This is a genomic window from Barnesiella sp. An55, from assembly GCF_002161555.1.
GTDB lineage: Bacteria > Bacteroidota > Bacteroidia > Bacteroidales > Barnesiellaceae > Barnesiella > Barnesiella merdipullorum.
In genome coordinates, this window is the sequence record NZ_NFHZ01000007.1 from 70,665 (window position 1) to 96,523 (window position 25,859).

The window sequence follows — 25,859 nt, forward strand, 5'->3', positions numbered from 1 at the left end:
TAAGGCCAAAAGATATTACGCATAAACCATACATATCCTTGCTTCTCCCAATCCTCTCTCTACAAAAAGCCTCTCTCCTACATTTACATCATGGTATTAGCGTTTTGTATCTAATATTCAAAAGATTAATAGATCCGTTCATCGCAATTATCAAAAAACAAAGATAAACATATTTCTTTTCGATCCCACATATTTGGCATTTTTTCATTTTTATTACATCCCGATTCTATTGGCAAACCCTTCCAGTTCGGCTTTTATCCATCCCGACTACGATGTTACTTTCGCAAAATCTTCTTACCTTTGTCTTATATAAACGTTCAACCCTATTCGAGATGATTATCTTCAACACCACCTACCACGCCGACAATGCCCGCAAAGACGAGTTTATCGGCTGGCTCAAAGAGTCGTACATACCGGCCGTTCTGGAACACGGGCTCCTGCAAGACCCTCAGTTGACCCGCATCTTTGCCGACAATGAGGAGGAGGGCACCAGCCTCTCGCTCCAGTTCAAATCGCCCGATACCGACGCGCTCGAACGCTGGCACGAAGAGTGCGGCGAGGCTTTGCTCAATGAGATGCGCCAGCGGTTCGGCGACCAGGTTTTGGGATTCAGCACCTTGCTCGAAGTAATCGACTTGTAATCCATGACACCCGTCAACGACAGAGTAATCATAGGTATCGACCCCGGCACCAACGTGATGGGATACGGTATCTTGCGCATCGTGGGCAACAAACCCGAGGTGGTGGCGCTGGGGGTTATCCAACTCAACAAATTCGAGAGTCACTACCTGCGATTGCGACGTATCTTCGAACGGGTGCTCGGCCTCATCGAGCAGTACCTGCCCGACGAAATGGCCATCGAGGCTCCCTTCTTCGGCAAAAACGTGCAGTCGATGCTCAAGCTCGGCCGAGCCCAGGGAGTGGCCATGGCGGCGGCTCTCTCGCGCGACATACCCATCACCGAATACGCTCCCCTCAAAATAAAGATGTCGATTACCGGCAACGGTGCCGCCTCGAAAGAGCAGGTGGCCGCCATGTTGCAACGCATACTCCACATCCCCGACGAGAATATGCTGCCCCAACTCGATGCCACCGATGGATTGGCGGCTGCCCTCTGCCACTTCTACCAGACCAACCGCCCCCAGGTGGCCAAGAGCTACAACAGCTGGAAAGACTTCATCAGCAAAAATCCCGACAAGGTTTCGACGGGAAAATCTTCGCCCAAGAAATAGGGCCGGCCTGTTCCGCCCACACCAACCTCCCGATTGCATCGGGGCATACATTGTCCATACAGTATATCCAATCCTGGCAGAAAATTCATTTGTTTTATCTATCATTTCATCCTCGAAACAGAATATTTCTCCACCATATCCCCACGAAAGAAGAAATAAATTCGAGCCCTCATACAACAAATAGCGTTATCTTTGTAAAGATGGAATTCTATTTTCCATATTCATCCCATACATTATTATAGGATATGACTACACTGAAACAGCTACTCGACCAACGCATCCTCATACTCGACGGAGCCATGGGGACCATGATACAGCGCTACGGCTTGAGCGAACAGGAGTTCAGGGGCAAACGCTTTGCCCACACCGACGTGGAACTGAAAGGCAACAACGACCTGCTTTGCCTCACTGCCCCGCAGATTATCGACGAGATACACCGGGCCTATCTCGAGGCCGGTGCCGATATCATCGAGACCAACAGTTTCAATGCCAACGCCATATCGATGGCCGATTACCGGCTCGAAGGGCTCGTGCGCGAGATGAATCTTGCCGCGGCCCGCATCGCCCGTCGGACTGCCGACGCCTACTCCACCCCCGAGAAGCCTCGCTTCGTTGCGGGATCGGTAGGCCCCACGAACAAAAGTTGCTCCATGTCGCCCGACGTGGAGAACCCCGCCCTGCGCAGTCTCCATTTCGATACCCTTGCCGCAGCCTACCGCGAGCAGATGGAGGCCCTCATCGAGGGAGGGGTCGATTTGCTGCTTGTCGAGACCATCTTCGACACGCTCAATGCCAAAGCGGCCCTTTGGGGAGCCCGACAGGCCATGGAATCAACAGATCGGGAAGTCCCCATCGCACTTTCGGTTACCGTGACCGAGAGCGGTCGCACCCTCTCGGGACAGACTCTCGAAGCCTTTCTCACCGCGGTATCTCATGCCCCCATCCTCTCCGTAGGGCTCAACTGCTCGTTTGGAGCCCGCGACATGAAAACCTGGCTGCAACGCCTGGCGGCCATAGCCCCCTGTTACGTGAGTGCCTATCCCAACGCCGGGCTGCCCAACCAGCTGGGCGAATATGACGAGACGCCCCAGTCGATGGCGGTACAAATCAAAGAGTTCATCGACGAGGGGCTGGTCAACATCGTAGGCGGTTGCTGCGGTACCACTCCCGAACATATCGCAGCCTACCAGACTCTCGTGGCGGGCACTGCTCCCCGACGACCGGCAGCTAAGGACAACCGCCTGCACCTGTGCGGACTCGACGACCTCATCGTCTCGCGCGAGAACAACTTTGTGAACATAGGCGAACGCTGCAACGTGGCAGGTTCGCGCAAATTCCTGCGACTCATCCACGAGAAGAGTTATGCCGAAGCTCTCGAAATAGCCCGTCAGCAAGTCGAGGCTGGAGCTCAAATCATCGATATCAACATGGACGATGCCATGCTCGACGCCCGCGACGAGATGGTCAACTTCCTGAACCTCATCGTTTCCGAGCCCGACATTTACCGGGTACCCGTCATGATCGACTCGTCGAAATGGGAGGTTATCTCGGCCGGACTCAAATGTCTGCAAGGCAAAGCCATTGTCAACTCCATCAGCCTCAAAGAGGGCGAAGAGCTGTTTCTGCAACACGCCCGCGAAATAAAACAGATGGGGGCCGCCATGGTGGTGATGGCCTTCGACGAACAGGGTCAGGCCGATACCTTCGAACGTAAAATCGAAGTCTGCGCCCGGGCCTACCGCCTGCTCACCGAGGTAGCCGATGTGGCCCCCTGCGACATCATCTTCGACCCCAACGTGCTGGCCATTGCCACCGGCATCGAAAGCCACGACAACTATGCCGTCGATTTCATCCGGGCCACCGCCTGGATTCACCACAATCTGCCTGGAGCCAAAGTGAGCGGCGGGGTAAGCAACCTCTCCTTCTCCTTCCGGGGCAACAACTACATACGCGAGGCCATGCATGCCGTCTTTCTCTACCACGCCATTGCCAACGGTCTCGACATGGCCATCGTCAACCCGGCCACCTCGGTGACCTACGACGACCTGCCCGCCGAGACGCTCGAGCTCATCGAGGATGTGGTGCTGAACCGCCGGCCCGACGCAACCGAACGTCTCATCGAGTTTGCCGCCCGATATCGCAACGAGGCCGGCAACCACGACACAGCCGCCGAAACCGACCGCCACAGCCAACCCGTGGCCGACCGCCTGCGACAGGCTCTTGTCAAAGGGCTATCGACCCACCTCGAGAGCGACCTGTCCGAAGCCGTAGCTCAATACGGGTCGGCCATTGCCGTCATCGAACAACCGCTCATGGAGGGGATGAACCGGGTGGGTCAACTCTTTGGCGAAGGGAAAATGTTCCTCCCCCAGGTGGTCAAGAGCGCCCGCACCATGAAACAGGCCGTGGCTATCCTGCAACCCCTCATCGAGCAGGAGAACGCCCGCACCGGCGAGACAACCAAACGGGGCAAATTCATCGTGGCCACAGTCAAGGGCGACGTGCACGACATCGGCAAGAACATTGTTGCCGTCATCCTCGCCTGCAACAATTTCGAAGTGATAGACCTGGGCGTAATGGTTCCCGCCGAACGCATCGTCGAACGGGCCATCGCCGAAAAGGCCGATTTCGTAGGCTTGAGCGGACTCATCACCCCCTCGCTCGAAGAGATGGGACACGTAGTCGCCGAGATGGAAAAGGCCGGTCTGCGCATCCCCGTCATCATCGGGGGAGCCACCACCTCACGCCTGCACACCGCCGTGAAGATAGCCCCCCGATACAGCGGTCCCGTCATCCACGCCGGCGACGCTTCGCAAAATCCGCTCATTGCCGCACAACTGCTCAACCCCAACACCCGCCAGAGTTTCATCGACTCGCTGCATGCCGAACAGGAGGCGCTGCGCCTGTCGCTGAAACCGGCCGATACCTTGCCTCTGGCCGAGGCTACAGCTCGGGCCCCCCGCATCGACTGGGAGGGCTACACATCACCTCGTCCCCGACAGTTGGGCCGCCACACAATCGCCCCCACCATCACGGATATTCGCCCCTACATCAACTGGCGGGCCTTCTTTGCCGTATGGAAGATAGGTGCACAATATGCCGCCATAGCCGACATGCGGGGCTGCGACCACTGCCGGGCCGCCTGGCTGGCCGCCTTCCCCACGGCCGACCGGGCCAAAGCCGCCGAAGCCCTGCAACTCTACAAGGAGGCCAACCGATTGCTCGACACGCTCGAACACGAAAACAACGATTCGCCTCAAGGAGTCTATCTGCTCACCCGGGCCTCGAGTCGCGACAACCTCATACGTCTGCAACTGCCCGAGGGCGACGTGCTCGAAATACCCACCCTGCGGCAACAGGTGCGCAATCCCGAGGCCGATGCCTGCTACTATGCCTTGAGCGACTTTGTGCGTCCCGAACAGACAGACCTTCCCGACTATGCGGGACTCTTTGCCGTCACTGCCGGCGGCGACATACAACGGCGCATCGAACGGCTGCGACTCACGGGCGACGACTACGGGAGCCTGCTGTTGCAATCGCTGGCCGACCGACTGGCCGAAGCAGCCTCGGAATGGCTGCACCTGAAAATACGGCGCGAACTGTGGGGGTATGCCCCCGACGAGCCCACACTCGGCCTGCCAGCTCTCCTGGCCGGTGACTACCGTGGCATACGTCCGGCCGTGGGCTACCCCTCTCTGCCCGACCACTCGCTGTTCTTCGACTGGAACCGAGCCCTCAACCTCGAACAGATAGAGATTTTCCTCACCGAAAACGGGGCCATGTATCCCAACGCCTCGACCGCCGGGCTCTATCTGGCCCACCCCGACGCCCGTTATTTCCACATCGGCCACATCGGCACCGACCAACGCGAACTGTATGCCCGCCAACGGGGACTCTCGCCCGACGAGACTTCCAAATGGCTCTCGGTATAACTTGATACATAATCATCAAGGAGAGAAGCACCGCATAATCATGCGGTGCTTCTCTCCTTAATCTTTTCATAAACAGACAGGCACCTCACCACCACCCAATAATATTAAGAAATTCAAAGATTTATCATACCTCTCATACTGAATTTTCTAAAACTTTAATATCTTTGTTACAAGATAAACCAAAATTTCATTATCCCCCCAAAAACTCTTATACTATGAAACAAGCACGACGCAGATTGAAGACGCTGATTATCGGCCTATTATCTATTTCATTCATACAAGCAGCCGAGTTTAAGGATGGCAATATCTTCTACCGTACACTCTCCGACAACGAGGTGGCCGTCATCTACCCTACCGACAACAGCTCCACATACAGTGGCTCGATAGTCCTGCCCGAGAGCGTTACCTACGAAAGCGCCGAATACCGGGTCACCACCATCGCCCAGCAGGCCTTTTTCATGTCTGAAATAACCTCTATCACGATACCCAACAGTGTCACCGAGATTCAGCAATATGCCTTTGCTGCATGCCGGGAGCTCTCATCGATCACCCTGCCCGAAGGAATCTCGAAGATAGCCTACCGTTCTTTCTCCCAGTGTATCAAACTCACCGAAATAGCCCTGCCCGAGAGTATAACCGAAATCGAGGACTTCGCCTTTCGCGACTGCACCGGACTCACCGCTATCGCCTTGGGCAAGCAGGTAACCCAGATAGGGAACAATGCCTTTTACTACTGCCCGGCTCTGCAACAATTCACCGTGGCCGAAGATAACCCCGCCTATGCCTCGATTGACGGCGTTCTGTTCGACAAGGCAAAAACCACCCTGTTCGCCTATCCCAACGCCAAAGGTTCAACCTATACCATCCCCGGCGAAGTAACCGTCATCGGCCCCGGAGCATTTCAGGGGTGCAACGCTCTCGCCTCGATTACCCTCGGGAAAGGAGTCGCCTCGCTGGGTAGCAATCCCTTCATGAGTTGCACTCGTCTGCAAGAGATTCTCGTCGATGCAGAGAATGTACACTTTACCTCGGTCGATGGAGTGCTGTTCGACAAATCGCAAGAGACCATTATCCAATATCCCCTAAGCCGCAGCGGATTCTACGAAATACCCCTCGGGGTAACTGCAATAGGCGATTATGCCTTTTGCAACTGTGCCCAATTAAGCGGCATCGACATACCCACGAGCGTAACCCGTGTGGGCGAATCGGCCTTTGCAACCTGTACCAAACTCTCTACGGCAACCCTCCCCGACGCGGTAACCACCATCGGCAACTCGGCCTTCAACCAATGCAGCAACCTCTATCGGGTAACCTTCGGGACCAACCTTCAAACCATAGGCAGCAACGCATTTGCCTATACCCTGATATCTTCACTGACTATCCCCGACCGAGTCACCTCGATAGGCGAAAATGCCTTCTCTCAATGCCCTCATTTAGAGTATATCACTCTCGGGAGCAGCCTGCAGGAGATAGGCCAGTCGGCTTTTGCCTGGAGTCAATTGATACGCCAAATCGAGTGCCGCTCACTCTATCCACCTGTTTGCGGGAACGACTGCTTCAACGGGGTATCGGTGAGCCAATGTACCTTGACCGTACCCAGCAACGCCTACGACTACTATGTGGCCAATTCGCCCTGGAACCAGTTCGACATCCAAGGCACCGGTAGTCCGGCCGCAACCGACGAACTGCGCACTCACCAGGTATCGATACACACGACCGGCAACTCGATAGTAATCCGCAACCTTCCTGCCGATACCGAGGTCATCATCTACAACCTGTCCGGGCAGACTGTCCAATCGCTCCACGCCACCACCCAAGAGGTAGAGATAGAGCTCCCCAAGGGTGCCATCTACATCGTGCACACAGGTGACCAGACACAGAAAGTGAAGCTATAACGAAGAGCCTTTACCCCCGAGGCTGACGAGGGGAATGAACCAAAATCCGTTACGATTGTTATATTCGGGACAGACCAATCATCACCACGACTATGACACATCATCGCCTTTGGGTTCTCCTCCTCGCACTATCGGTGGGTATTGCGGCAACACAGGCTCAAGCACCGATGGACATCCTCATCGCCCGACTCGACTCGTTACACACCTATCGGGCCTCGCTGACCTACCGGGTGACACTGCCCATCAACGACTCCGAAATCGAATACCGGGCCCGGCTCGACTACCGTAGAGAACCGACCGATACCTTGTGCGGATACAGCTACACCATCGACTACAAGGCCGAGAATGACACCTGTCCCTACCCCAACTTCACCGCCTACGATCGGGGCCACTGCTTCCGTTTCGACCGCAACCGGCTGCGAGAGTATCACTACGATGCCAACCCCGAGCCTTTTGCCCGACAGGGAAATTACCCCGGTATTCACCGCTCGGGCCTCTTTGCCGAACTTCTCCCCGCCGAGATAGCCCGACAACTGAACGGCTATCGCACTAAAGCCGACTGCCGGGTACAGCTCTTCCCCGACACACTGGTGCAGGGGAGCCACTGCCTCGCCATCGTGGTAACCGACTCGACGCGGGGCGAAGTGGCACGCACCGTACTATACACGTTCGACCCGGCTACCGGCCTGCCCCTCTACCGCGAGACCGAGAACAATCCCGGTCACCTGGGTTCGCAGACGGTTACCGTAAAATACATCGATAGCGAAACGGGGATACCGTTCCCGCCCGGACACTTCGGCGAAGAGCAGCTCCTGCGCGACTACGGCGAGGTGTTCCTCCTCTATCGCGAGGGTACCTATGCCGCTGGCGACCGCGTAGGACAGAAAGCACCCCGATTCGACCAGCCCTGGGGGAAGCTACGCTTCACCTCCGACCAGCTGAAGGGGCAGAACAGCCTGCTTCTGTTTCTCGACGACCGGGGCGAATTCTGTGTACCGGTGCGGCAAACAGCCGAAGCACTGTCGCTGCAAGAGGGGCTCACCCCGGTATTTCTCTATGCCGGGCAAGAGCCTGTCGCCACCCCCAATTCCTCCGGAGCCATCGTACTGGAACATACCGGCAAGACGGCCGGCGCGTATGGTGTGACCGGCTACCCCACCCTCTTCCTGCTCGACCCCACAGGCACAATCCGTTGGGTCAAGATAGGCTACACCCCCTCGCTCGCCGAGGAGTTGAGGCAAGCCATCGCGAAGATGCAGGGCACCGCCTTACAACAGCCTCCACAGTAAAAACATCTATAAATTCACTACAATGGAAACAACAGCTTTCAAGGGCACACCCGTACACATCTGCGGCCAGATGCCCCACGTCGGGAGCATCGCTCCCCGGTTCACCCTCACCCGCGGCAACCTGACCGAACTGCGCAGCGAAGAGCTGAAGGGCCGACGCATCGTCCTGAACATCTTCCCCAGCCTCGACACCGCCGTCTGCGCCACCTCGGTACGGCGATTCAACCAACTGGCAGCATCGCTCGACAACACCTCCGTCGTGGCCGTATCGAAAGACCTGCCTTTCGCCCAATCGCGATTCTGCACCACCGAGGGCATCGAGAACCTCATCGCCGCCTCGGCCTTCCGTTCGCCCGAATTCTCCAAAGCGTATGGCGTGGAGATGGTCGATGGCCCCCTGGCCAGTCTGCTGGCCCGCGCCGTAGTGGTAATCGATGAGACCGGGCGAGTAGTCTATACCGAGCTCGTGCCCGAGATTACCCACGAACCCAATTACGAAGCGGCTCTCAGAAGCCTGAAAACAGAATAACTCGAGGCCATTGGTAAATCTCCTGGAGGATAGTTCTGAAACCACTCTGTTTCACGGCCAACCTCGAGAACCAGACCTCGACACCTCCCCTATTTACCAACAGAGGCGCACCGCATGGTGCGCCTCTGTTCTTTTCCTATTATTCATATAGCCGATTCTACTCACGCAAACCGGTTGACAATCGAGGCTATCTCGCGTACCTCGTCGTCGCTCAGGTAGGACGACATGGGCAGACTCAACACCTCGCGGGCCAACTGCTCGGTGAGCGGCAGATGCAGGTGATTATACTCCCGGTAACACTGCTGCTTGTGCGGGGGTATGGGGTAATGAATGAGGCTACCCACCCCTTGAGACTCAAGATAGTGCATCAGGCGGTCGCGATGAGCACAGCGCACCACATACTGGTGCCAGATGTGCTCGCCGGGCTCCCCGGCCTGCGGGGTAATAATCTGCTCGTTGTCAATCGACCGGGTATAAAGATGTGCAATCTCGGCCCGACGACGATTCTCGGCATCGAGGTATTTCATCTTGACCAGGAGAAAGGCCGCCTGCAAATCATCCATGCGACTGTTCACCCCCTTGTACACGTTGACATAACGCACGGCCGACCCGTAATTTCCCAACGCCCGCACCACCTCGGCCAACTTCGGGTCATCGGTCGTCACGGCACCGGCATCGCCCAATGCGCCCAAGTTTTTCGTGGGATAGAAGCTCTGTCCCGACGCATGGCCCAATGCCCCGGTGTGGAACGACCCGTGCATCCCAGCCACCGTCGAGACAGCTCCGAAGGCCTGGGCATTATCCTCGACCACCTTCAAGCCATGGCGGGCGGCCACGGCTTTCAACGTCTCGTCCCAACAGGCCCACCCATACAGGTGCACCACCATAATGGCTCGCGTGCGCGGCGTAATGGCCTGCTCGACCAGCGAGGTATCGAGGTTATAGGTTTGAGCCGAAGGCTCTACAAATACCGGCACCAATCCGTTGTCGGTAATGGCAAGAACCGAGGCTACATAGGTATTGGCCGGCACGATTACCTCGTCGCCCGGCTGCATGACACCCATCTCGACATAGGCCCGCAACATGAGCCGCAGGGCGTCCAGTCCGTTGCCGGTAGCCACGGCATGGGCACAACCCAGGTAGCGGCACAACTGCTCTTCAAGTTGCGACACATATTTTCCCCGGATGTACCAACCGCCTTCGATGACCTCGGCGGCAACGGCCTTCATCTCGGCCATATAGGGCTCATTGGCCCGCTGCAAAGAGAGATGGGGATATTTCATTGATCGGTACAATTGTTCTTAAAATCGTCATACTCGCGCACATAATCAGACTCGTCGTAGTAGTCGGAAGTAAGGACCAGACACACCGATCCCGACGAGAAGTTGTTCAGCACCCGCCAGATACCCGGGACTATGAGCAACCCGTAATAGGGACGGTTCAGTGTCACCGTGCGCGTGTGTTCGCCGTCGTCGAGCAACACATCGAACGAACCGCCGGCAGCCACCAGAAACTCGTACAACTGCTTGTGCGAATGGCCACCACGCTCCTCGCCACCCGGTACATCGTAGAGGTAATAGACCCGCTTTACGGCAAAAGGCAACTCGCGGTTGTTCTCAACCACCGTAATGTTGCCGCTATCCTGCTCGTTCTTGGGCAATTGAACAAGGCAACAATCGTCCACCGATGCCCGTTTACTCATGACTACCTCCTTTCAACAGAGAGCGATACTCCTCAAAATCTTCTATATAATCGGCAGCGTCGTAGGGCGTCGATGAGAGAACGAGAGCCAGCGAATTGGTCGAGAAGTTGTCCAACTCGCGCCACATCATACGCGGCACATACAGGCCGTAGTACGACCGGGCCATGTGATAGCGACGAGTCTCACCACCATCGTTCAGCACCACATCGAAACTACCCGAGAGCGCCACGATAAACTCCTCTTGCTGACGAAAGGCGTGCCCGTTGCGACGCTCGTCGCCCGGCACATCGTAGAGCCAGTAGGTGCGCGCTATCTCAAAGGGGATGTGGCGTGCACTCTCGATGAACGACAGGTTGCCCCGCTTGTCGGCCACCTTGGGCAAATCGATAAGTCGCACCCGATCAAAGCTCATTGTTGGCCAACCGTATGAGATATTGTCCGTATTGATTCTTCTTCATGGGTTCGGCCAAAGTGAGCAGATGCTCGCGGTCGATCCATCCCATGCGGTAGGCAACCTCCTCGAGCGAAGCGACCTTAAGCCCTTGGCGATGCTCGATGGTCTCGATAAAGTTGGAGGCCTCGTAGAGCGATTCGTGTGTGCCGGTATCGAGCCAGGCAAAACCACGGCCCATCAACTGCACGCCCAGCGTGTGCGACTCGAGAAAAGCCTGGTTGACCGAGGTGATTTCCAACTCGCCACGAGCCGACGGCTTCACTTGCTTGGCCACCTCGACCACCCGGTTGGGGTAGAAATAGAGGCCTACCACGGCATAATTCGAACGAGGTTTGGCCGGTTTCTCTTCGATACTTAGCGCATGGCCCTGTTCGTCAAACTCGACCACACCGTAGCGCTCGGGGTCGCCTACCCGGTAACCAAAGACCGTAGCCATACCCTTGTCGGCCTCGGCTACAGCCTGCCGCAACATGCGGGTAAAGCTCTGCCCGTAGAAAATGTTGTCGCCCAGCACCAGGCATACGGTATCGTTGCCGATAAACTGCTCGCCGATGATGAAGGCCTGGGCCAACCCGTCGGGCGAGGGTTGCTCGGCATACTCAAACTTGACTCCAAACTGGCTGCCGTCGCCCAACAAACGTTTGAAACCCGGCAAATCGGTGGGAGTACTGATGATGAGTATGTCGCGAATCCCCGACAGCATCAGGACCGATATGGGATAATAAATCATAGGTTTGTCATACACGGGCAACATCTGTTTCGACACACCTCGCGTAATGGGATACAATCTCGTACCGGAACCTCCGGCCAATACTATGCCTTTCATTGTGTTACATTATTTTGAAAGCAATCAACGATTGCCATACATTTGTTCATAATACTTTTGATAATCGCCACTCACCACTTCATTAACCCAGTCCTGGTGGTCGAGATACCAGCGCACGGTCTTCTCGATACCTACCTTGAAGGGAGTCTCGGGATACCAGCCCAACTCACGGGCAATCTTCGAGGGATCGATGGCATAACGCATGTCGTGTCCCGGGCGGTCGCCTACAAATGTAATGAGCCCCTCGTTGATATTCTCGACATCGGTCTTCAATACCCGGCGATACTCGGGCTCCTCGCGCATGATGCGGGCAATAATCGCAATCACAAGTTTCACGATATTGATATTCTTCTCTTCGTTAAAGCCACCCACGTTATAGACCTCGCCGATGCGCCCATGCTGCAACACGGCATCGATGGCCTTGGCGTGATCCTCGACATAGAGCCAGTCGCGCACGTTCTCGCCCTTGCCATAGACCGGCAGTTTCTGACCGGCCAGAATATTCTTTATAATCAGCGGAATAAGTTTCTCGGGGAAGTGATACGGCCCATAGTTGTTGGAGCAGCGGGTAATGTTTACCGGCATGCCATAGGTCTCGTGATAAGCCCGCACAAACAGGTCGGCGCTGGTTTTCGAGGCCGAATAGGGCGAACGGGGATCGAGCGGCGTCGTCTCGGTAAAGAAGCGTTTGCCATAGGTGTGCAGATCGGTACGTCCACTCACCACCTTGCGCACATCGGGATCAGTAATCTCGAGCGGGTGCGGCTCGTCATAATCTTTGGTGAGCGAACCATACACCTCGTCGGTCGATACCTGTAAAAATTTCTTGCCCTCGGCATAGACCGGCTTGCCCTCGGCATCTTTACCCCGATACCAAGCCTTGCGGGCGCAGTCGAGCATGTTCTGTGCACCCAATATATTGGTTTCCAAAAAGAGTTGCGGATTGGTGATACTGCGATCGACATGCGACTCGGCGGCAAAATTGACCACATAATCGATATCGGTCTCGGCAAAAATATTTGCCACCAACTCGGTATTGCGTATATCCCCTTTGATAAAACGAACCCGGGGATCGGCAATCTCTTCCTTGATTGTCCCCAGATTACCGGCATAAGTGAGCTTGTCCAAGACCACTACATAAATATCGTCTCCATACTTTTTCAACAAGTATTTCAAGAAGTTAGCCCCAATAAAACCGGCGGCACCGGTAACCAAATATTTTTTCATAACCTGAAATTTTAAAATCTGCCGCAAGTTACAACTTTTTTAAGAAATAAGCACCTATGTATATCACATTGTTTTAAACACATCACGTAATCACATGCATATTCATCATCGATAAGCGGTAACAATCTATTCCCTTTCCACATTTGTGAAAATATAATAACAAAGCAAACTTTACATTAAATTATTGATAAAATTCTTACTCCTCACTAGGGAACTCCCTATACACACAGTTTATCCTATGTGAAGTTTTACATTCCATGAAGCACATTTTTACCATTTTTATAAACCAAATAAAACAATTATCAAAACCAATTGCCCATAAAAACACTTTTCTTATGAAAAAAAATCTATTTCTTTCATTACTTTTTGTAACCGGTTTATTCGTTGCCAACGAGGCAAAAGCCGCAGTAACCCCCATTGCTGGTGCCGTTGATCCCGAAGTCAGCACTGCCGACTCACCCAAATGGTACACCATGATGTCATCGCACCTCACAGACAACACTCGTCAAAACCGCTTCCTCAAGTTGGACGGCACCACATTGAAAACCGAGCAGTTTGCTACGGGAATTCCTGCCGACCAAGTAACCGAAGCCTTCTTGTGGCGCTTGGAGTCGGCAAACGACGGGACCGACTCACACGTCTATCTGGTCAACTGCAACGGACAACGCGTATTTGTACCCAGCACGGCCACGGCCGAAGATGGATCGACCTATATCAACACTCCTCTCGAAATGAACGAAACCGGTAGTGTGTGGGACCTTACGACCAGTCTCGCTACCGGAATTACCACCGACTGTGCCGACAAACAATATGCCCTTCGATTTGTCAATTACAGCGGTGCCCGCGCTTTCATGAATGCCATGGACGGCGGTACGAACTTCGGTATCACCATCTATGCCGCCGGTGTTCACCAAGCCTCTGGCTGGTTCTTCTATCCGGCAGAATATACCGCTCCTGCCGCTACCAAGACCGTTGCAGTAGCATCGAGCGACAATGAAAAGGGCTCGGTAGCCATCGAAGGTAGCGAAGAGAGCAGCATAGAGGTTACAGCCACCGACTCTGTAGTCGTAAAAGCCACTGCCGCAGAAGGTTTTATGTTCTCGCGCTGGCTTGAACAAACTACCGACAGCGTGGTAAGTTATCGCCACACCTACACCTACAAAGGGAGCGAAAGCATCAACCTCGTGGCCGAATTCGTAGAAAAAGGCTATCCCATCATGACCCGCTTCTATGTAGTGGATTTGGATCAACAAAACCGCTACTTGGGCTCGGCCTCGTATATAGCAGGCGGTGAAACTCACGAGTTGTTTACTTGCCAAACCGAGAGTGACCTCCCCTTTACCGCCTATAAGACTCTGCACATTCCTCAAGTCGAAGGAGCCGTCATTGACAAAACCAAGACCCCCATCGAGCTGACCGAAGACATGACTTCGTTTATTCTGAAATTTACCCAATACAACAGTAACATTACCTACAACAACGGTAAAACCGACTTCGTTTGCCAGCCCGAACTGGTATGGACTCGCCAAGCACTGTATATCGACTGGAACAACGACATGAACTTCGAAGGTGCCAACGAGATTTACGAATCGGTAGGCGACAACAGCGCCAGCAACAACTTTGGCGATCCCAACGGCAGTATTCCCGAAGGTTGGCAAAGGACCATAAACATTCCGCAGGGAACAAAGGCCGGAACCTACCGCATGCGCCTGGTTCACATGGCCCCCAATCCCTATACCGAGAATTGGCCTTCGAAACTGTTTACCGAATTCTACAACGAGTTGAGAAACGGTATTGCCTATGACTTCGACATCCACATCTCCGAAGTATCGGGCATCAATGCCGTGGCTGCCGAAGCTATCTACTACGATGCACAGGCACAGACCCTCGTAGCACCTCACATGGAGCGAGTTGTCGTTTACAACCTGGCAGGCCAAGCCGTACTGCAAGCCGGTGATGCTTCTGAGGTTTCGGTAGCGTCGCTTGCTCGGGGCGTATATATCGCCCACATCGACGGAAAGGTGATTAAATTCATGAAATAAGACAACGGGGGGAGGAGATATCTCCTTCCCCTCCTTTATTCTATTCCAAACCATAAAGAAAACACCCATGAACAAGTTTTTCAAATTCCTATTCATCGTACCGCTTGTAGTTTTGGCTTTACCTCTGACAGCAGCCGATACCACAGATAGCTACATCACGAGCGACCCGTTCGAGACGATGGTACGCCTGGGACGCATCAGCGAAAAGAGCCCCATCTACCAGATGCCGGCAGGCTCGGCCAATGGTGGTTATATCTCGTCGGCCACGACCTCGGGCAACGCCATCATCTATCCGCTGGGCTATGTCAAATCGAGTGCCCCGAACAACTACTTCACCGTAGTATCGAGAGAGACCTCTCTGCTAATTGCCGGCGAAAGTTTCGAGTTCAACGCAACAATGACCGTTGACCCTTCGAATTATGTAATCACAGCCTATACCGATTGGGATCGCAATGGCGTGTATGAGAAAGAAGCACAAGAAGCTCAGGTAACAGCATCGAGCAAGAGTTTCGTGCAGCCCATCAGTATCCCCGAAACAGCAGCGTTGGGTAAGACCCGAGTGCGCATACGCATAGATTCATCGACACCCTCATCGGCCGACGCATCGGTTTCGGGCCGGGTATATGATTTCGTAGTCTATGTCATGGAGGCATCAAGCCGCACCGACTGTTTCATCAGCGTAACCTCAAACAACAACGACCTGGGTACGGCACTCATCGAGACCACCCCCAACGAAGCCGGCCGCTACGAGATTGGCAGCCAAGTCACCGTTAAAGCCGTTGTCAACGAAGAGTCTGACGCCGTAATCGAATTCAAGGGCTGGCAAGAAGGCGGAGAGATTGTGAGCAAAGAACCGGTCTATACATTTACGGTTACCAAAAGCACAAGCCTCATAGCCATATTTGAAGCAGCCGTTCCCGAACTGGCAACACCCGAAGTAAGTACCGCCGATGACCCCATCTGGTACCAAATCATGAATGCCCATACGTCAGAAACCCGTAAAGAGCGTTACATCGCCTACGATACCAACATCGGTGGCGACTACACGACCAAATTACGCGTTGAGAAACCGGCCAACCAAACCGACAAGTTCTTGTGGCGGCTCGAAGATGCCGGCAACGGACAAGTGTATATCGTAAACCGCGGGACCGACCTGCGCATATCGGGCTCGAAAGTACTCGAGACTGTAAACTTTGACGCAACGGAAACGGGTAGCCGATTTGAAATCGCTCCCAGCGGTAATACCAACGGCAGTTACTCGATCAAATACGAGGGCGACAACTCCTACCTGCTCAATGCCAAAGACGGTGTATGGAGCATAGTACTTTACAACGCTGGTATAGGCACAGGATCGGGATGGTATTTCTACGAGGTACCCATCAAAGTGCCCACTGCTATCGAAGACGAAGCTCAGAGCGTAACTCCCCGAGGACGACTTTATGACGGTCACCTCACTATTACCGGGCTCGAAGGCCGCAACCAGGTGAGAGTCGTAAGTCTGTCGGGACAATTGCTGGGCAATTTCCTGGCCACCGACACCACATTCGAAGGCGACCTGCGATATGCCGAAAGATTCATTATCGCAGTCATCGAATCGGAAACCGGACAAATCACTTCACTCAAACTTCTCGACAGCAAATTCTAAATATCAAATAACACCAACATGAATACCAGTAAATTTATATATCCGGCCAGCGGCTTGCTCCTCACCTCGGGCATGTGCTTTGCTCAAGGTCAAGAGAGAGATGCCGTGGCCACCACCGAACGCCCCAACGTCATCTACCTGCTTTGCGACGACATGGGATACAGCGATATCGAGGCTTATGGGCAACAGATGATATCGACCCCCAACCTCAACCGACTCGTAAACCAGGGCATGACCTTCACGCAATTCTATGCCAGTACCGCCGTGAGCGCTCCCTCGAGAGCCTCGCTGATGACCGGGCAACACACCGGCCACACCAAGATCCGTGGCAACAAAGAGATTCAGCCCGAGGGCCAGGAACCCCTCGACCCCAATGTAGAGACCTTGGGACAGCTCTTCCAGAAAAACGGCTACGTGACCGGCTGCTTCGGCAAATGGGGCATGGGCTATCCCGGCTCGGGAGGCGAAGCCAACGACATGGGATTCGACGTGTTCTATGGCTACAACTGCCAACGCAAAGCCCACTCCTACTACCCCGAATACCTGTGGGACAACAAGACCAAAGAGTATCAGAACGGACGCTACTCGCAGGATGCCATCCACGAACATGCCATGCAGTTCATCGAGGACAACAAAGACAAAGCCTTCTTTGGCTACTTTACCTATACCATTCCACACGCCGAGCTACGTCAACCCCAAGACAGCATCGTGGACATGTATAAAGGCAAGTTCCAGGAACCCAAGCCTTGGTATAACGACGGAGACTACGGAACGGCAACCGACCCGCGCACTCAATTTGCAGCCATGATCACCCGTCTCGACACCTATGTAGGACAAATTATCGACAAACTCGAAGAGCTGGGTATCGCCGACAAGACCCTCTTTATCTTCACCAGCGACAACGGCCCTCACAACGAAGGTGGTGCCGACCCCACATTCTTCAATACCGAAGAACGGCTCAGAGGTCTGAAACGTGCCTTGTACGAAGGCGGCATGCGTGTGCCCTACATCGCCTACTGGCCCGGGACCATCGAAGCGGGTTCGATTACCGACTTGATGGCTGCCGGCTGGGACATGATGCCCACATTTGTCGAACTGCTGGGCGAGGATACCAACTGGCGCGACGAAGCCATGGACGGTCTGTCGATTCTCCCCACCCTCACGGGTAAAGGCGAGCAACAACAGCACGAGTTCCTCTACTGGGAATTCCACGAAGAGAACGGACGCCAGGCCGTGAGAGCCGGCGACTGGAAACTGATACGCCAGAATATCAAGAGTGGCAATCCCACACACGAACTCTACAACATCGCCGAGGATCCGCACGAAGATAACAACCTGGCCAATACCTACCCCGACAAAGTAGAGGAGTTGAAAGTTATCATGGATCGGGAACACACCCCCTCAACGATCTTCAACTTCGGTCGATAAGAAGAGACCTTCTTCAACTTGATAAAACCAAAACAAAACAAATAGCGGTCCCGAAAAATCGGGGCCGCTATTTTATTTATACCCATCGGGGGTATTCCTACCCAACCGGAAATCAGTCGATATTGGCATTGAGCTTGTGCCACTCGGCGATGGGCGGGATGATGCCCATGGCGATAACCTCGTCGCGCAATTCGCACAAGTGCTTGTAGCTGTTCTCCAGCTCCTTCTCCTCCTCGGAAGTACCGTAAACCGGGTTGTAGTGCACGCCGTTGCGGTCGATAATCGTCTCCATAGCCATGAGAATGTGGTTGAACTTCCCTTCCGAGAGATAAACACCGGCCGGCCAGGTAAAGGGATTTCCACCCATGGCAGCGGCAATCATCTCGATCGAGAGATAGGCCGGGCTCTGGAACGAAGAGCGACCACGCAGGTCGATAATGTGTTTACCCCCTTGAACTACCTGATGACGAATCTTCTCCCAATCTTCGGCAGGCAACTTGTCGGTACCGATCAGGTCGGTAAGCGGCGTACCTTTTACCTTGGTTGTCGAGGCAAATACGGCCATCTGCTCGCCATGGCCACCATAGGTGCGGCAATTTTCAATCTCGTCGGCTACGGCGTGGAAATACTTGGCCAGTTCACTCTGCAAGCGAGTGCTGTCGAGAGCGGCCAGCGTCGATACCTGCGAAGGTTTCAAACCCGAGTAAAGCAACACGATGAGACCGGTGATATCGGCCGGGTTGAAGATAACGACTACGTGTTTTACATCGGGGCAATAGCTGCGCAGGTTCTTACCGAACTCGGCAGCAATCTCGGCGTTACCCTTGAGCAAGTCCTCGCGAGTCATGCCGGCCTTGCGGGCAGCACCACCCGACGATACCACATAAGCAGCACCCGTAAGAGCCTCTTTCACATCGCTCGTATAGGTGAGATTCACCCCTTTGAAAGCGCAGTGGCGCAACTCCTCGGCTACCCCTTCGAGTGCCGGAGCATAGGGGTCATACAAACATACGTTGGGGGTCAGATGCATCATCAACGCCGTTTGAGCCATGTTCGAACCAATCATTCCGGCAGCGCCGACGATTGTCAATTTCTCGTTTGTCAAAAATTCCATAATCGTTTTATTTTAAGTATGTATTTTGTCTTGAATGGCATTACAAATATAACAAGTAAAATGAGATTTTGATTATCATTCTTTTTTACTTCCTATAACATTTTGTTATCATGGCCAGAAGCTAATCTCTCCCGAGATTACTAACCCATTCATTCAAAAACAATTATGTCTCCACATCCTTTCAAGATCCCTATAAACAGGATTTCTCAAAAAATTTCTATCCCCCTTGTTGCCCCGATACATTCCCTCTGAAACAGGATTTTCAAATCTTTTACATACCCCTGTAAATTCATCGCCTTTTTTTATTCGATTTTCCAAATTATCTGTACTTTTGTACAAAATTTAGGATATGGGGAAAGAAACATCAGAAAGAATTCAGACCTCTTTGCTCAATGCAGCAGAGAAAAAAGCATTAGTATGGTTGGCTCAACGTCAACCCGCGTGGGTGACGTCGGACTTTCTCACCTATACCGGTCTGGTAGGTGCAGTAATATGTGCAGTAGGTTTTGTACTGGCACACATCGACACGAACTATTTGTGGCTCTCATCGTTTGGTCTGTTTGTCAACTGGTATGGCGACAGCCTCGACGGTACACTGGCCCGTGTGCGTAATACCCAAAGACCCGTTTACGGATTCTTTATCGACCACTCGCTCGATGCCATCACCATCTGCATCATGTGTATCGGAGCCGGTTTGTCACCCATGTTCCGTCTCGATGTAGCCATGCTGGTACTGGCCGGTTATCTGGTTCTTTCGATCTACACCTATATCTCGACAATCGTCAAAGGGAAGTTCCTGCTCACCTATGGCAAACTGGGCCCCACCGAGTTGCGGTTGGTTATTATCATCATTAACACCATCTTTATCTACACATCGCTGGGAAGTATCAACTGGACAATCTACGGACAGACGTTGGGATTGTGCGACATAGCCGGCCTGTTTATTGCCTGCTTCCTCTTCATCGCCTGGCTGGTACAGTTTGTAACCGATCGCCGCGCCTTGGCTCAGCAAGACCCGTTGAAGCCCTTCAAAAAATAAATAAACAACGCGAAGGCCGTGAAAGCTGGGGTATTAAAACTGCGCATCTATCTGCAATTCGTAGTCAGCCGCCTGTTTGGTACGGGGGTCGATACATTTGTATTGTGGATATGCTCCGACTATATCTTCAGCAGCTACTTCGGCAGAGTCATACTCTCGCCCACCATCAGCTTCGAATTTGCCGTACTGAGCAACTTCATGTGCTCCTACTTCTGGATATGGAAAAGCCGGTTGGAGCATCGCTCTGCCCGCGACTTCGTCCACAGGTTCATCGTATTCAACATCTCATCGGGAGCCGGATTCCTGATCAAGATGGTATTCCTGCTCATCTTTGAGCGCATCTTCATGTGGGATGTAATCTATTGCAACCTGGCCGCACTGCTTATCTCGGGGCTCTTTAATTATCTGGTGGCCGATATGCTGGTATTCAAATCGCGCAAGCAAGTAAAAGTCAGCAATATTGGCGAGAGCGGCAACGAAGAGTGCGACTCCATGGGCGCATGACCCGCTGCAAAACAGTAAATACAAAGACATATTCAGGGGCTGTACAAAACAACGCTTTGTTTTGTACAGCCCTTGAAGTTTCTCGGCACAACATTTCTCTGGATCAACAAGAGCAATTCGCCCTACTCTATTGCACGAATCGCACCTAAAACAGTATATAGAATATAGAAATAAAAAAGGGAGTAAACTTGCGTTCACTCCCTCGAGGGTGATTGAGTTGGGATTCGAACCCAAGACCCACAGCTTAGAAGGCTGTTGCTCTATCCAGCTGAGCTACTCAACCGACCTTTCATAAAAAGGTGCTGCAAAGTTAGGGATATTTCGCGATATTCCAAATATATAATTCCACTTTTTTTAGTGAAAAGAGCAGCTTTGAAAGTTTAGAAAGGATAGCCTACGGTAAAATGGAAGGCCGAGTCGCGCTTGAAATTCTGCGACGCAATGGCCCAGTGCTCCTGACCCGATGCCGGGTTGTAGGCCTTCATACCCAAGTCGAAGCGGAGCAGGAAATAGTTGAAGTCGAGACGGATACCCAGTCCATAGGCCAGAGCTATCTCCTTGTAGAACGAGTCGAGGCGGAACTGCCCACCGGGCTGTGCTTCGTAGTTGCGTATGGTCCAGATGTTACCTGCATCGATAAAGGCACCCAGCTCCACTTTCCAGAAGAGTTTGGCCCGATACTCGAGGTTCATGTCGAAGCGGATATCGCCACACTGGTTGATAAACTCCGACACCGAGTTGTTGCCGTTGTAGCTACCGGGACCCAGGGTCCGCACCGACCATCCCCGCACACTGTTGGCACCACCCGAGTAGTACCGTTTCTCAAACGGCAAGATATCGGAGTTTCCATACGGTATGCCTATCCCCCCGCCCACATGAAAAGCCACCGAATTGCGCTCGTCGATAAGGTGGGTAAAGCTGTAATCGAAGTCAAACTTGGCATACTGCGAATAGCGTATCCCGAAAATCTTATACCCGTCGGCCGGCTGCGACTTCGAGGTGAGTCTCGAAAAGGCATTGAGCACATTGCCCGCCACCTCGCCGGCAGCCCGCAGAGTATAGACGTTGGTGCGCCGCTGCACGGGATTGGAGGGGTTGAGGTTGGAGCAATAGAAGGTATATCCCATGCGCATGATGAAGTGGTCTTCGTAGCTGTATCGCAGCAGCGGGTTGTCGGGTGCGATGGTCTCGAGGAAGTCGTCGGTCTTGTGAGGCAGATATACGTAATTGATATCGATCAAATCGTAATTGTGACGGAAGAACCCCCTATTGGTTGTCCACTTGTATTTCCAGGCCGTTCCCCAAATGACACGGGTATATTCGGGTCGCTGCTGGAAGTTGAAGTTCACGCTATACTCGGTGCTGGCCTTCATGCGGCGACGGAAATCGGTGCGCAGGAAGGGGAAGAGGAACTTGGGATAGGTGATGCCGACCTCGCCACCCAACTCGGTATAACGGTCGTTGATGAGTCCGCTCAAATCGCCCGAAAGGCTCTCGTAGGCACCACGCACTTTGGTCGAGAAGGTCTCGGAGCCCTTGAAGATATTGCGATGCTCATAGGTAGCCCCCACGGCAAACCCCAGGTCGCCCTCGGAGTTCGTACCCTCGACCTCGAGCGATACCGACTGGGCTTTGTCTTCGCTGAGCAGAATGTAGCAGTCGAGTGCATTTCTGCCCTCAGCATCCTGGCCGGCCGGCTCAAACCGGATATTTACATACTTGACAATGCGCAACCGGCCAAAAGCGGTATAGGTATTATCGACATCGCGGCTGCTGAAGAGGAGCCCCGGCCTGATAAAGCAGTTCTCCACGAGCGTCTCGCGACGGATGTAGGGTCGCTCGCCCTCGATAAAATAGTAGTTCTTATACTCCCCGGCATTGGACACATCGATGGCGTCGGTCGCCGTAGGGTCATAGGAAAGCACAAAGTAGATATTGCGCATGTAGTAGCGTTCGTAGGGACGGTAGCCCGAAGCGTTGACCGCCGAATCGGGACGGATATTCATGGTCAGATCGACCGCCTTGGAGTGGTCGGCTGTATCGGCCGTATAGGTAATAAGCTCCTTGTTAAAGGCATAAAAACCGTCGCGGCGCAAGATATCGGAGATGCGCTGCCGCTCCTCGTCGAGCACGTTCCGGTCGAAATTGTCGCCCTTTTTCAGGAGCGAATGGCGCGAGAAACGCCGTTCGATCAGTCGCGAAAGGGTGTCGTTGTCAATCTGGTAGTTGATATCATCGATGTAGTGCGGCATATTGGCCGAGACCCGATAGACCACATCCATGCGTTTGCCGTGCGAGGTGGTATCGGCCTCTACCCGGGCCGCCATGTATCCCTTGTTGTACATGGCCTTCTCCATCTGCAACCGAGAATTCTCCATCAGCAACGGGTCATAGATAACCGGCGGCGTACCCACATTCCTCACCCACCGGTTGAACCACTTGGTCGAGTCGTTGCCCGAGAGATTATACATGCCCAGCGAAAAACGGAAGAGACCAAACATGCGATGGTTGGGTTCCTGCCGCAGATACGACTTCAGGTCCGAAGGTTTCACCCCTTTATCGTCGGTCTCTATCTTCACATGGTCGAGCAGATAGCTACCGTCTGGGACATGACGGGTAGGGCTACACGCCACCATCGCCACACAGGCAACAGCGACCCCACAAGCAGTTATGAAACGACGCATGTTCAAGGTTCCCCGAATAAATTGATTAAACCTATTTCTTTCTTGTCAATAAAACCTTGCAAATATACACTTTATTTTTTCAAATTCCGCCTTTTCACCGAGAGATGCTTAGCCGAAAGGAGCCATCCGATCGACCCCCCAAACACGACAAACTACACAATATATATACGTGATTGAAAAACCGGCAAAACAAAAGCAAAATTTAACCTCTATCGCAATTTTTCTTTCAAAAAACTTGTTTATCTCACAAATTAGTTATACGTTTGCAATACCATTAATCACATAGCTTGATTTTATGATACTACATGTCATTTCACTATCGGTCATTATTAGCGAACTTATTGTCGTGAGTCGGTAAGGTGGAAAGGCGTATGTAGTTACTTATTCGTAGATATAATTAATTAAGAGTAATTGTAAAACCTTTCCACCTTGGCGGAAAGGTTTTTCTTTTTTGAAAACAAAACGTATGATGAAACATCAGTTACGAAGCGCAACCAGTACAACCGGGCGACGGATGGCCGGAGCCCGGGCCCTATGGCGAGCCAACGGCATGAAAGCCGAGCAGATGGGACGTCCCGTCATTGCCATTGTCAACTCGTTTACCCAGTTTGTTCCCGGTCATGTACATCTGCACGAGATAGGGCAACGTGTGAAACAGGAGATTGAGAAACTGGGGTGCTTCGCCGCCGAGTTCAACACCATTGCCATCGACGACGGCATAGCCATGGGGCACGACGGCATGCTCTACTCGCTGCCCTCGCGCGACCTCATCGCCGACAGCGTGGAATATATGGTCAATGCCCACAAAGCCGACGCCATGGTGTGCATAAGCAACTGCGACAAAATTACACCGGGCATGCTCATGGCAGCCATGCGGCTGAATATCCCCACCCTCTTCGTGTCGGGAGGTCCCATGGAGGCAGGGCAACTCGACGGTCGGGGACTCGACCTGATCGATGCCATGGTCGAATCGGCCGACGAGAGTATTGACGACGAGCAGGTGCGCCGGGTTGAACATGCCGCCTGCCCCACTTGCGGCTCCTGCTCGGGCATGTTCACTGCCAACTCGATGAACTGCCTCAACGAGGCCATCGGCCTCGCCCTGCCGGGCAACGGTACCATCGTGGCTACCCACCGCAACCGAGAACGTCTCTTTGTCGAAGCGGCCCGACAGATTGTCGAGAACAGCTATGCCTACTATCGCGACGGCGACGAGAGCGTGTTGCCTCGATCGATAGCAACCCGGGCCGCCTTCCTCAACGCCATGACCCTCGACATCGCCATGGGAGGCTCGACCAACACGGTGCTGCACCTGCTGGCCATCGCCCACGAGGCCGGTGTCGATTTCACGATAAGCGATATCGACCGCCTTTCGCGTCGGTCGCCGGTGCTCTGCAAGGTAGCCCCCAACTCGCACTACCACATACAGGATGTAAATCGGGCCGGCGGTATCCTCTCGATACTGGCCATCCTGGCCGACCAGGGCCTCATCGACACCACCGTGCATCGGGTCGATCGCAAAAGCCTGGCCCAGACCATCGAAGCCTACGCCATACGCAACGGTAACTGCCCGCCCGAAGCCCGGCAGCTGTGGAGCAGCGCCCCGGGCAACCGCTTCAACCTGGTGCTGGGATCACAGGAGAATTACTACGACACACTCGATACCGACCGCCAGAACGGTTGCATACGAGACTTTGAGCACGCCTATGTGAAAGACGGAGGCTTGGCCGTACTCTTCGGCAACATCGCCCAAGACGGCTGCATTGTCAAGACCGCCGGAGTCGATGAAAAGATATTCCATTTCAAAGGCCGGGCCAAAGTGTTCGAATCGCAGGAAGAGGCTTGCCAGGGGATACTCGGCGGCCAGGTCGAGAGCGGCGACGTGGTTGTGATTACCCACGAGGGACCCAAGGGTGGCCCCGGCATGCAGGAGATGCTCTATCCTACCTCCTACATCAAGTCGAAACACCTGGGGAAGGCTTGTGCCCTCATCACCGACGGACGTTTCTCGGGAGGCACCTCGGGACTGTCGATTGGTCACATCTCGCCCGAAGCCGCGGCGGGTGGCAACATCGGGCTCGTGCGCGACGGCGACCTCATCGAGATAGACATTCCCCGTCGCAGCATCACGCTACTGGTCGATGACACCGAACTCGACCGCCGACGAGCCGACGAACTGGCCCGAGGCAAAGAGGCATTTACCCCCCGGCGCCGGGAACGCACCATATCGAAAGCCCTTCAGGCCTATGCGGCTCTGGTAAGCTCGGCCGACAAAGGAGCCGTTCGCATCATCTAAACTCTATCACTACACGAAACT

19 protein-coding genes and 1 tRNA gene are annotated in these 25,859 nt (G+C 53.7%); 12 read left to right on the forward strand and 8 right to left on the reverse strand.

Annotated elements, in window-relative coordinates; translation table 11 throughout:
• The first annotated feature begins 332 nt into the window (after positions 1 to 332).
• The 6 genes from B5G10_RS05910 (at position 333) to tpx (ending at position 8,877) form a co-directional block, all read left to right on the forward strand.
• Positions 333 to 641: a DUF4286 family protein gene (locus tag B5G10_RS05910; protein ID WP_087423814.1), complete on the forward strand. Its 309-nt coding sequence runs from the start codon at positions 333 to 335 to the stop codon at positions 639 to 641.
• A gap of 3 nt (positions 642 to 644) precedes the next feature.
• On the forward strand, positions 645 to 1,232 hold the full coding sequence (ruvC, locus tag B5G10_RS05915; RefSeq protein WP_087423815.1) for a crossover junction endodeoxyribonuclease RuvC: 588 nt from the start codon (positions 645 to 647) through the stop codon (positions 1,230 to 1,232).
• 245 nt (positions 1,233 to 1,477) lie between these two features.
• Positions 1,478 to 5,164: a methionine synthase gene (gene metH, locus B5G10_RS05920; protein WP_087423816.1), complete on the forward strand. Its 3,687-nt coding sequence runs from the start codon at positions 1,478 to 1,480 to the stop codon at positions 5,162 to 5,164.
• A gap of 215 nt (positions 5,165 to 5,379) precedes the next feature.
• Entirely contained in the window at positions 5,380 to 7,059 is a 1,680-nt protein-coding gene (locus tag B5G10_RS05925; RefSeq protein ID WP_087423817.1) for a leucine-rich repeat domain-containing protein, read from the forward strand.
• A 92-nt stretch (positions 7,060 to 7,151) separates the two neighbouring features.
• Entirely contained in the window at positions 7,152 to 8,348 is a 1,197-nt protein-coding gene (locus B5G10_RS05930) for a hypothetical protein (RefSeq protein ID WP_143241076.1), read from the forward strand.
• 22 nt (positions 8,349 to 8,370) lie between these two features.
• Entirely contained in the window at positions 8,371 to 8,877 is a 507-nt protein-coding gene (gene tpx / locus B5G10_RS05935) for a thiol peroxidase (protein ID WP_087423819.1), read from the forward strand.
• 161 nt (positions 8,878 to 9,038) lie between these two features.
• Here tpx and B5G10_RS05940 read toward each other — a convergent pair whose 3' ends face one another.
• From B5G10_RS05940 to B5G10_RS05960, 5 genes are read right to left on the reverse strand one after another with little or no spacing between them, the layout of a single operon-like run.
• Entirely contained in the window at positions 9,039 to 10,160 is a 1,122-nt protein-coding gene (locus B5G10_RS05940; protein ID WP_087423820.1) for a DegT/DnrJ/EryC1/StrS family aminotransferase, read from the reverse strand.
• Positions 10,157 to 10,579 (reverse strand): FdtA/QdtA family cupin domain-containing protein, encoded by a 423-nt coding sequence (locus B5G10_RS05945; protein WP_087423821.1) that lies wholly within the window; start codon positions 10,577 to 10,579, stop codon positions 10,157 to 10,159. Before B5G10_RS05945 ends, B5G10_RS05940 begins: the two co-directional genes overlap by 4 nt.
• On the reverse strand, positions 10,572 to 10,991 hold the full coding sequence (locus B5G10_RS05950) for an FdtA/QdtA family cupin domain-containing protein (RefSeq protein WP_087423822.1): 420 nt from the start codon (positions 10,989 to 10,991) through the stop codon (positions 10,572 to 10,574). The genes B5G10_RS05945 and B5G10_RS05950 overlap by 8 nt, the downstream gene beginning before the upstream one ends.
• Positions 10,981 to 11,859: a glucose-1-phosphate thymidylyltransferase RfbA gene (gene rfbA, locus B5G10_RS05955; RefSeq protein WP_087423823.1), complete on the reverse strand. Its 879-nt coding sequence runs from the start codon at positions 11,857 to 11,859 to the stop codon at positions 10,981 to 10,983. Before rfbA ends, B5G10_RS05950 begins: the two co-directional genes overlap by 11 nt.
• A 24-nt stretch (positions 11,860 to 11,883) precedes the next feature.
• Positions 11,884 to 13,086 (reverse strand): dTDP-glucose 4,6-dehydratase, encoded by a 1,203-nt coding sequence (locus tag B5G10_RS05960; protein ID WP_087423824.1) that lies wholly within the window; start codon positions 13,084 to 13,086, stop codon positions 11,884 to 11,886.
• 335 nt (positions 13,087 to 13,421) lie between these two features.
• Here B5G10_RS05960 and B5G10_RS05965 point away from each other — a divergent pair, with 335 nt between their 5' ends.
• From B5G10_RS05965 to B5G10_RS05975, 3 genes are all read left to right on the forward strand, one after another.
• A complete protein-coding gene (locus B5G10_RS05965; protein WP_087423825.1) occupies positions 13,422 to 15,128 on the forward strand; it encodes a T9SS type A sorting domain-containing protein in 1,707 nt (568 codons plus the stop codon).
• A 67-nt stretch (positions 15,129 to 15,195) separates the two neighbouring features.
• The gene (locus B5G10_RS05970; protein ID WP_087423826.1) at positions 15,196 to 16,773 is read left to right on the forward strand and encodes a GEVED domain-containing protein; all 1,578 of its coding nucleotides are present in this window, start codon (positions 15,196 to 15,198) and stop codon (positions 16,771 to 16,773) included.
• 18 nt (positions 16,774 to 16,791) lie between these two features.
• Entirely contained in the window at positions 16,792 to 18,201 is a 1,410-nt protein-coding gene (locus B5G10_RS05975; RefSeq protein WP_087423827.1) for an arylsulfatase, read from the forward strand.
• Positions 18,202 to 18,313: 112 nt separating this feature from the next.
• Here the strand turns inward: B5G10_RS05975 and B5G10_RS05980 are convergent, their stop codons facing one another.
• Positions 18,314 to 19,315 carry a malate dehydrogenase gene (locus B5G10_RS05980; RefSeq protein ID WP_087423828.1) on the reverse strand — a complete coding sequence of 334 codons (1,002 nt, stop codon included), beginning with the start codon at positions 19,313 to 19,315 and terminating at the stop codon, positions 18,314 to 18,316.
• A gap of 421 nt (positions 19,316 to 19,736) precedes the next feature.
• Here B5G10_RS05980 and B5G10_RS05985 point away from each other — a divergent pair, with 421 nt between their 5' ends.
• Both B5G10_RS05985 and B5G10_RS05990 read left to right on the forward strand, forming a co-directional pair.
• Complete coding sequence (locus B5G10_RS05985) at positions 19,737 to 20,354, forward strand: CDP-alcohol phosphatidyltransferase family protein (RefSeq protein ID WP_241147725.1); 618 nt, start codon at positions 19,737 to 19,739, stop codon at positions 20,352 to 20,354.
• An 18-nt stretch (positions 20,355 to 20,372) separates the two neighbouring features.
• Positions 20,373 to 20,858, forward strand: coding sequence for a GtrA family protein (locus B5G10_RS05990; RefSeq protein ID WP_206396549.1), 486 nt, complete (start codon positions 20,373 to 20,375; stop codon positions 20,856 to 20,858).
• 209 nt (positions 20,859 to 21,067) lie between these two features.
• Here the strand turns inward: B5G10_RS05990 and B5G10_RS05995 are convergent.
• Positions 21,068 to 21,141, reverse strand: a tRNA-Arg gene (locus B5G10_RS05995).
• Between the two features lie 97 nt (positions 21,142 to 21,238).
• The gene (locus B5G10_RS06000; protein ID WP_087423880.1) at positions 21,239 to 23,542 is read right to left on the reverse strand and encodes a BamA/TamA family outer membrane protein; all 2,304 of its coding nucleotides are present in this window, start codon (positions 23,540 to 23,542) and stop codon (positions 21,239 to 21,241) included.
• 469 nt (positions 23,543 to 24,011) lie between these two features.
• On the opposite strand from B5G10_RS06000, the gene ilvD reads away from it, so the two are divergent.
• Positions 24,012 to 25,838 carry a dihydroxy-acid dehydratase gene (gene ilvD / locus B5G10_RS06005; RefSeq protein ID WP_087423881.1) on the forward strand — a complete coding sequence of 609 codons (1,827 nt, stop codon included), beginning with the start codon at positions 24,012 to 24,014 and terminating at the stop codon, positions 25,836 to 25,838.
• Positions 25,839 to 25,859 lie beyond the last annotated feature (21 nt).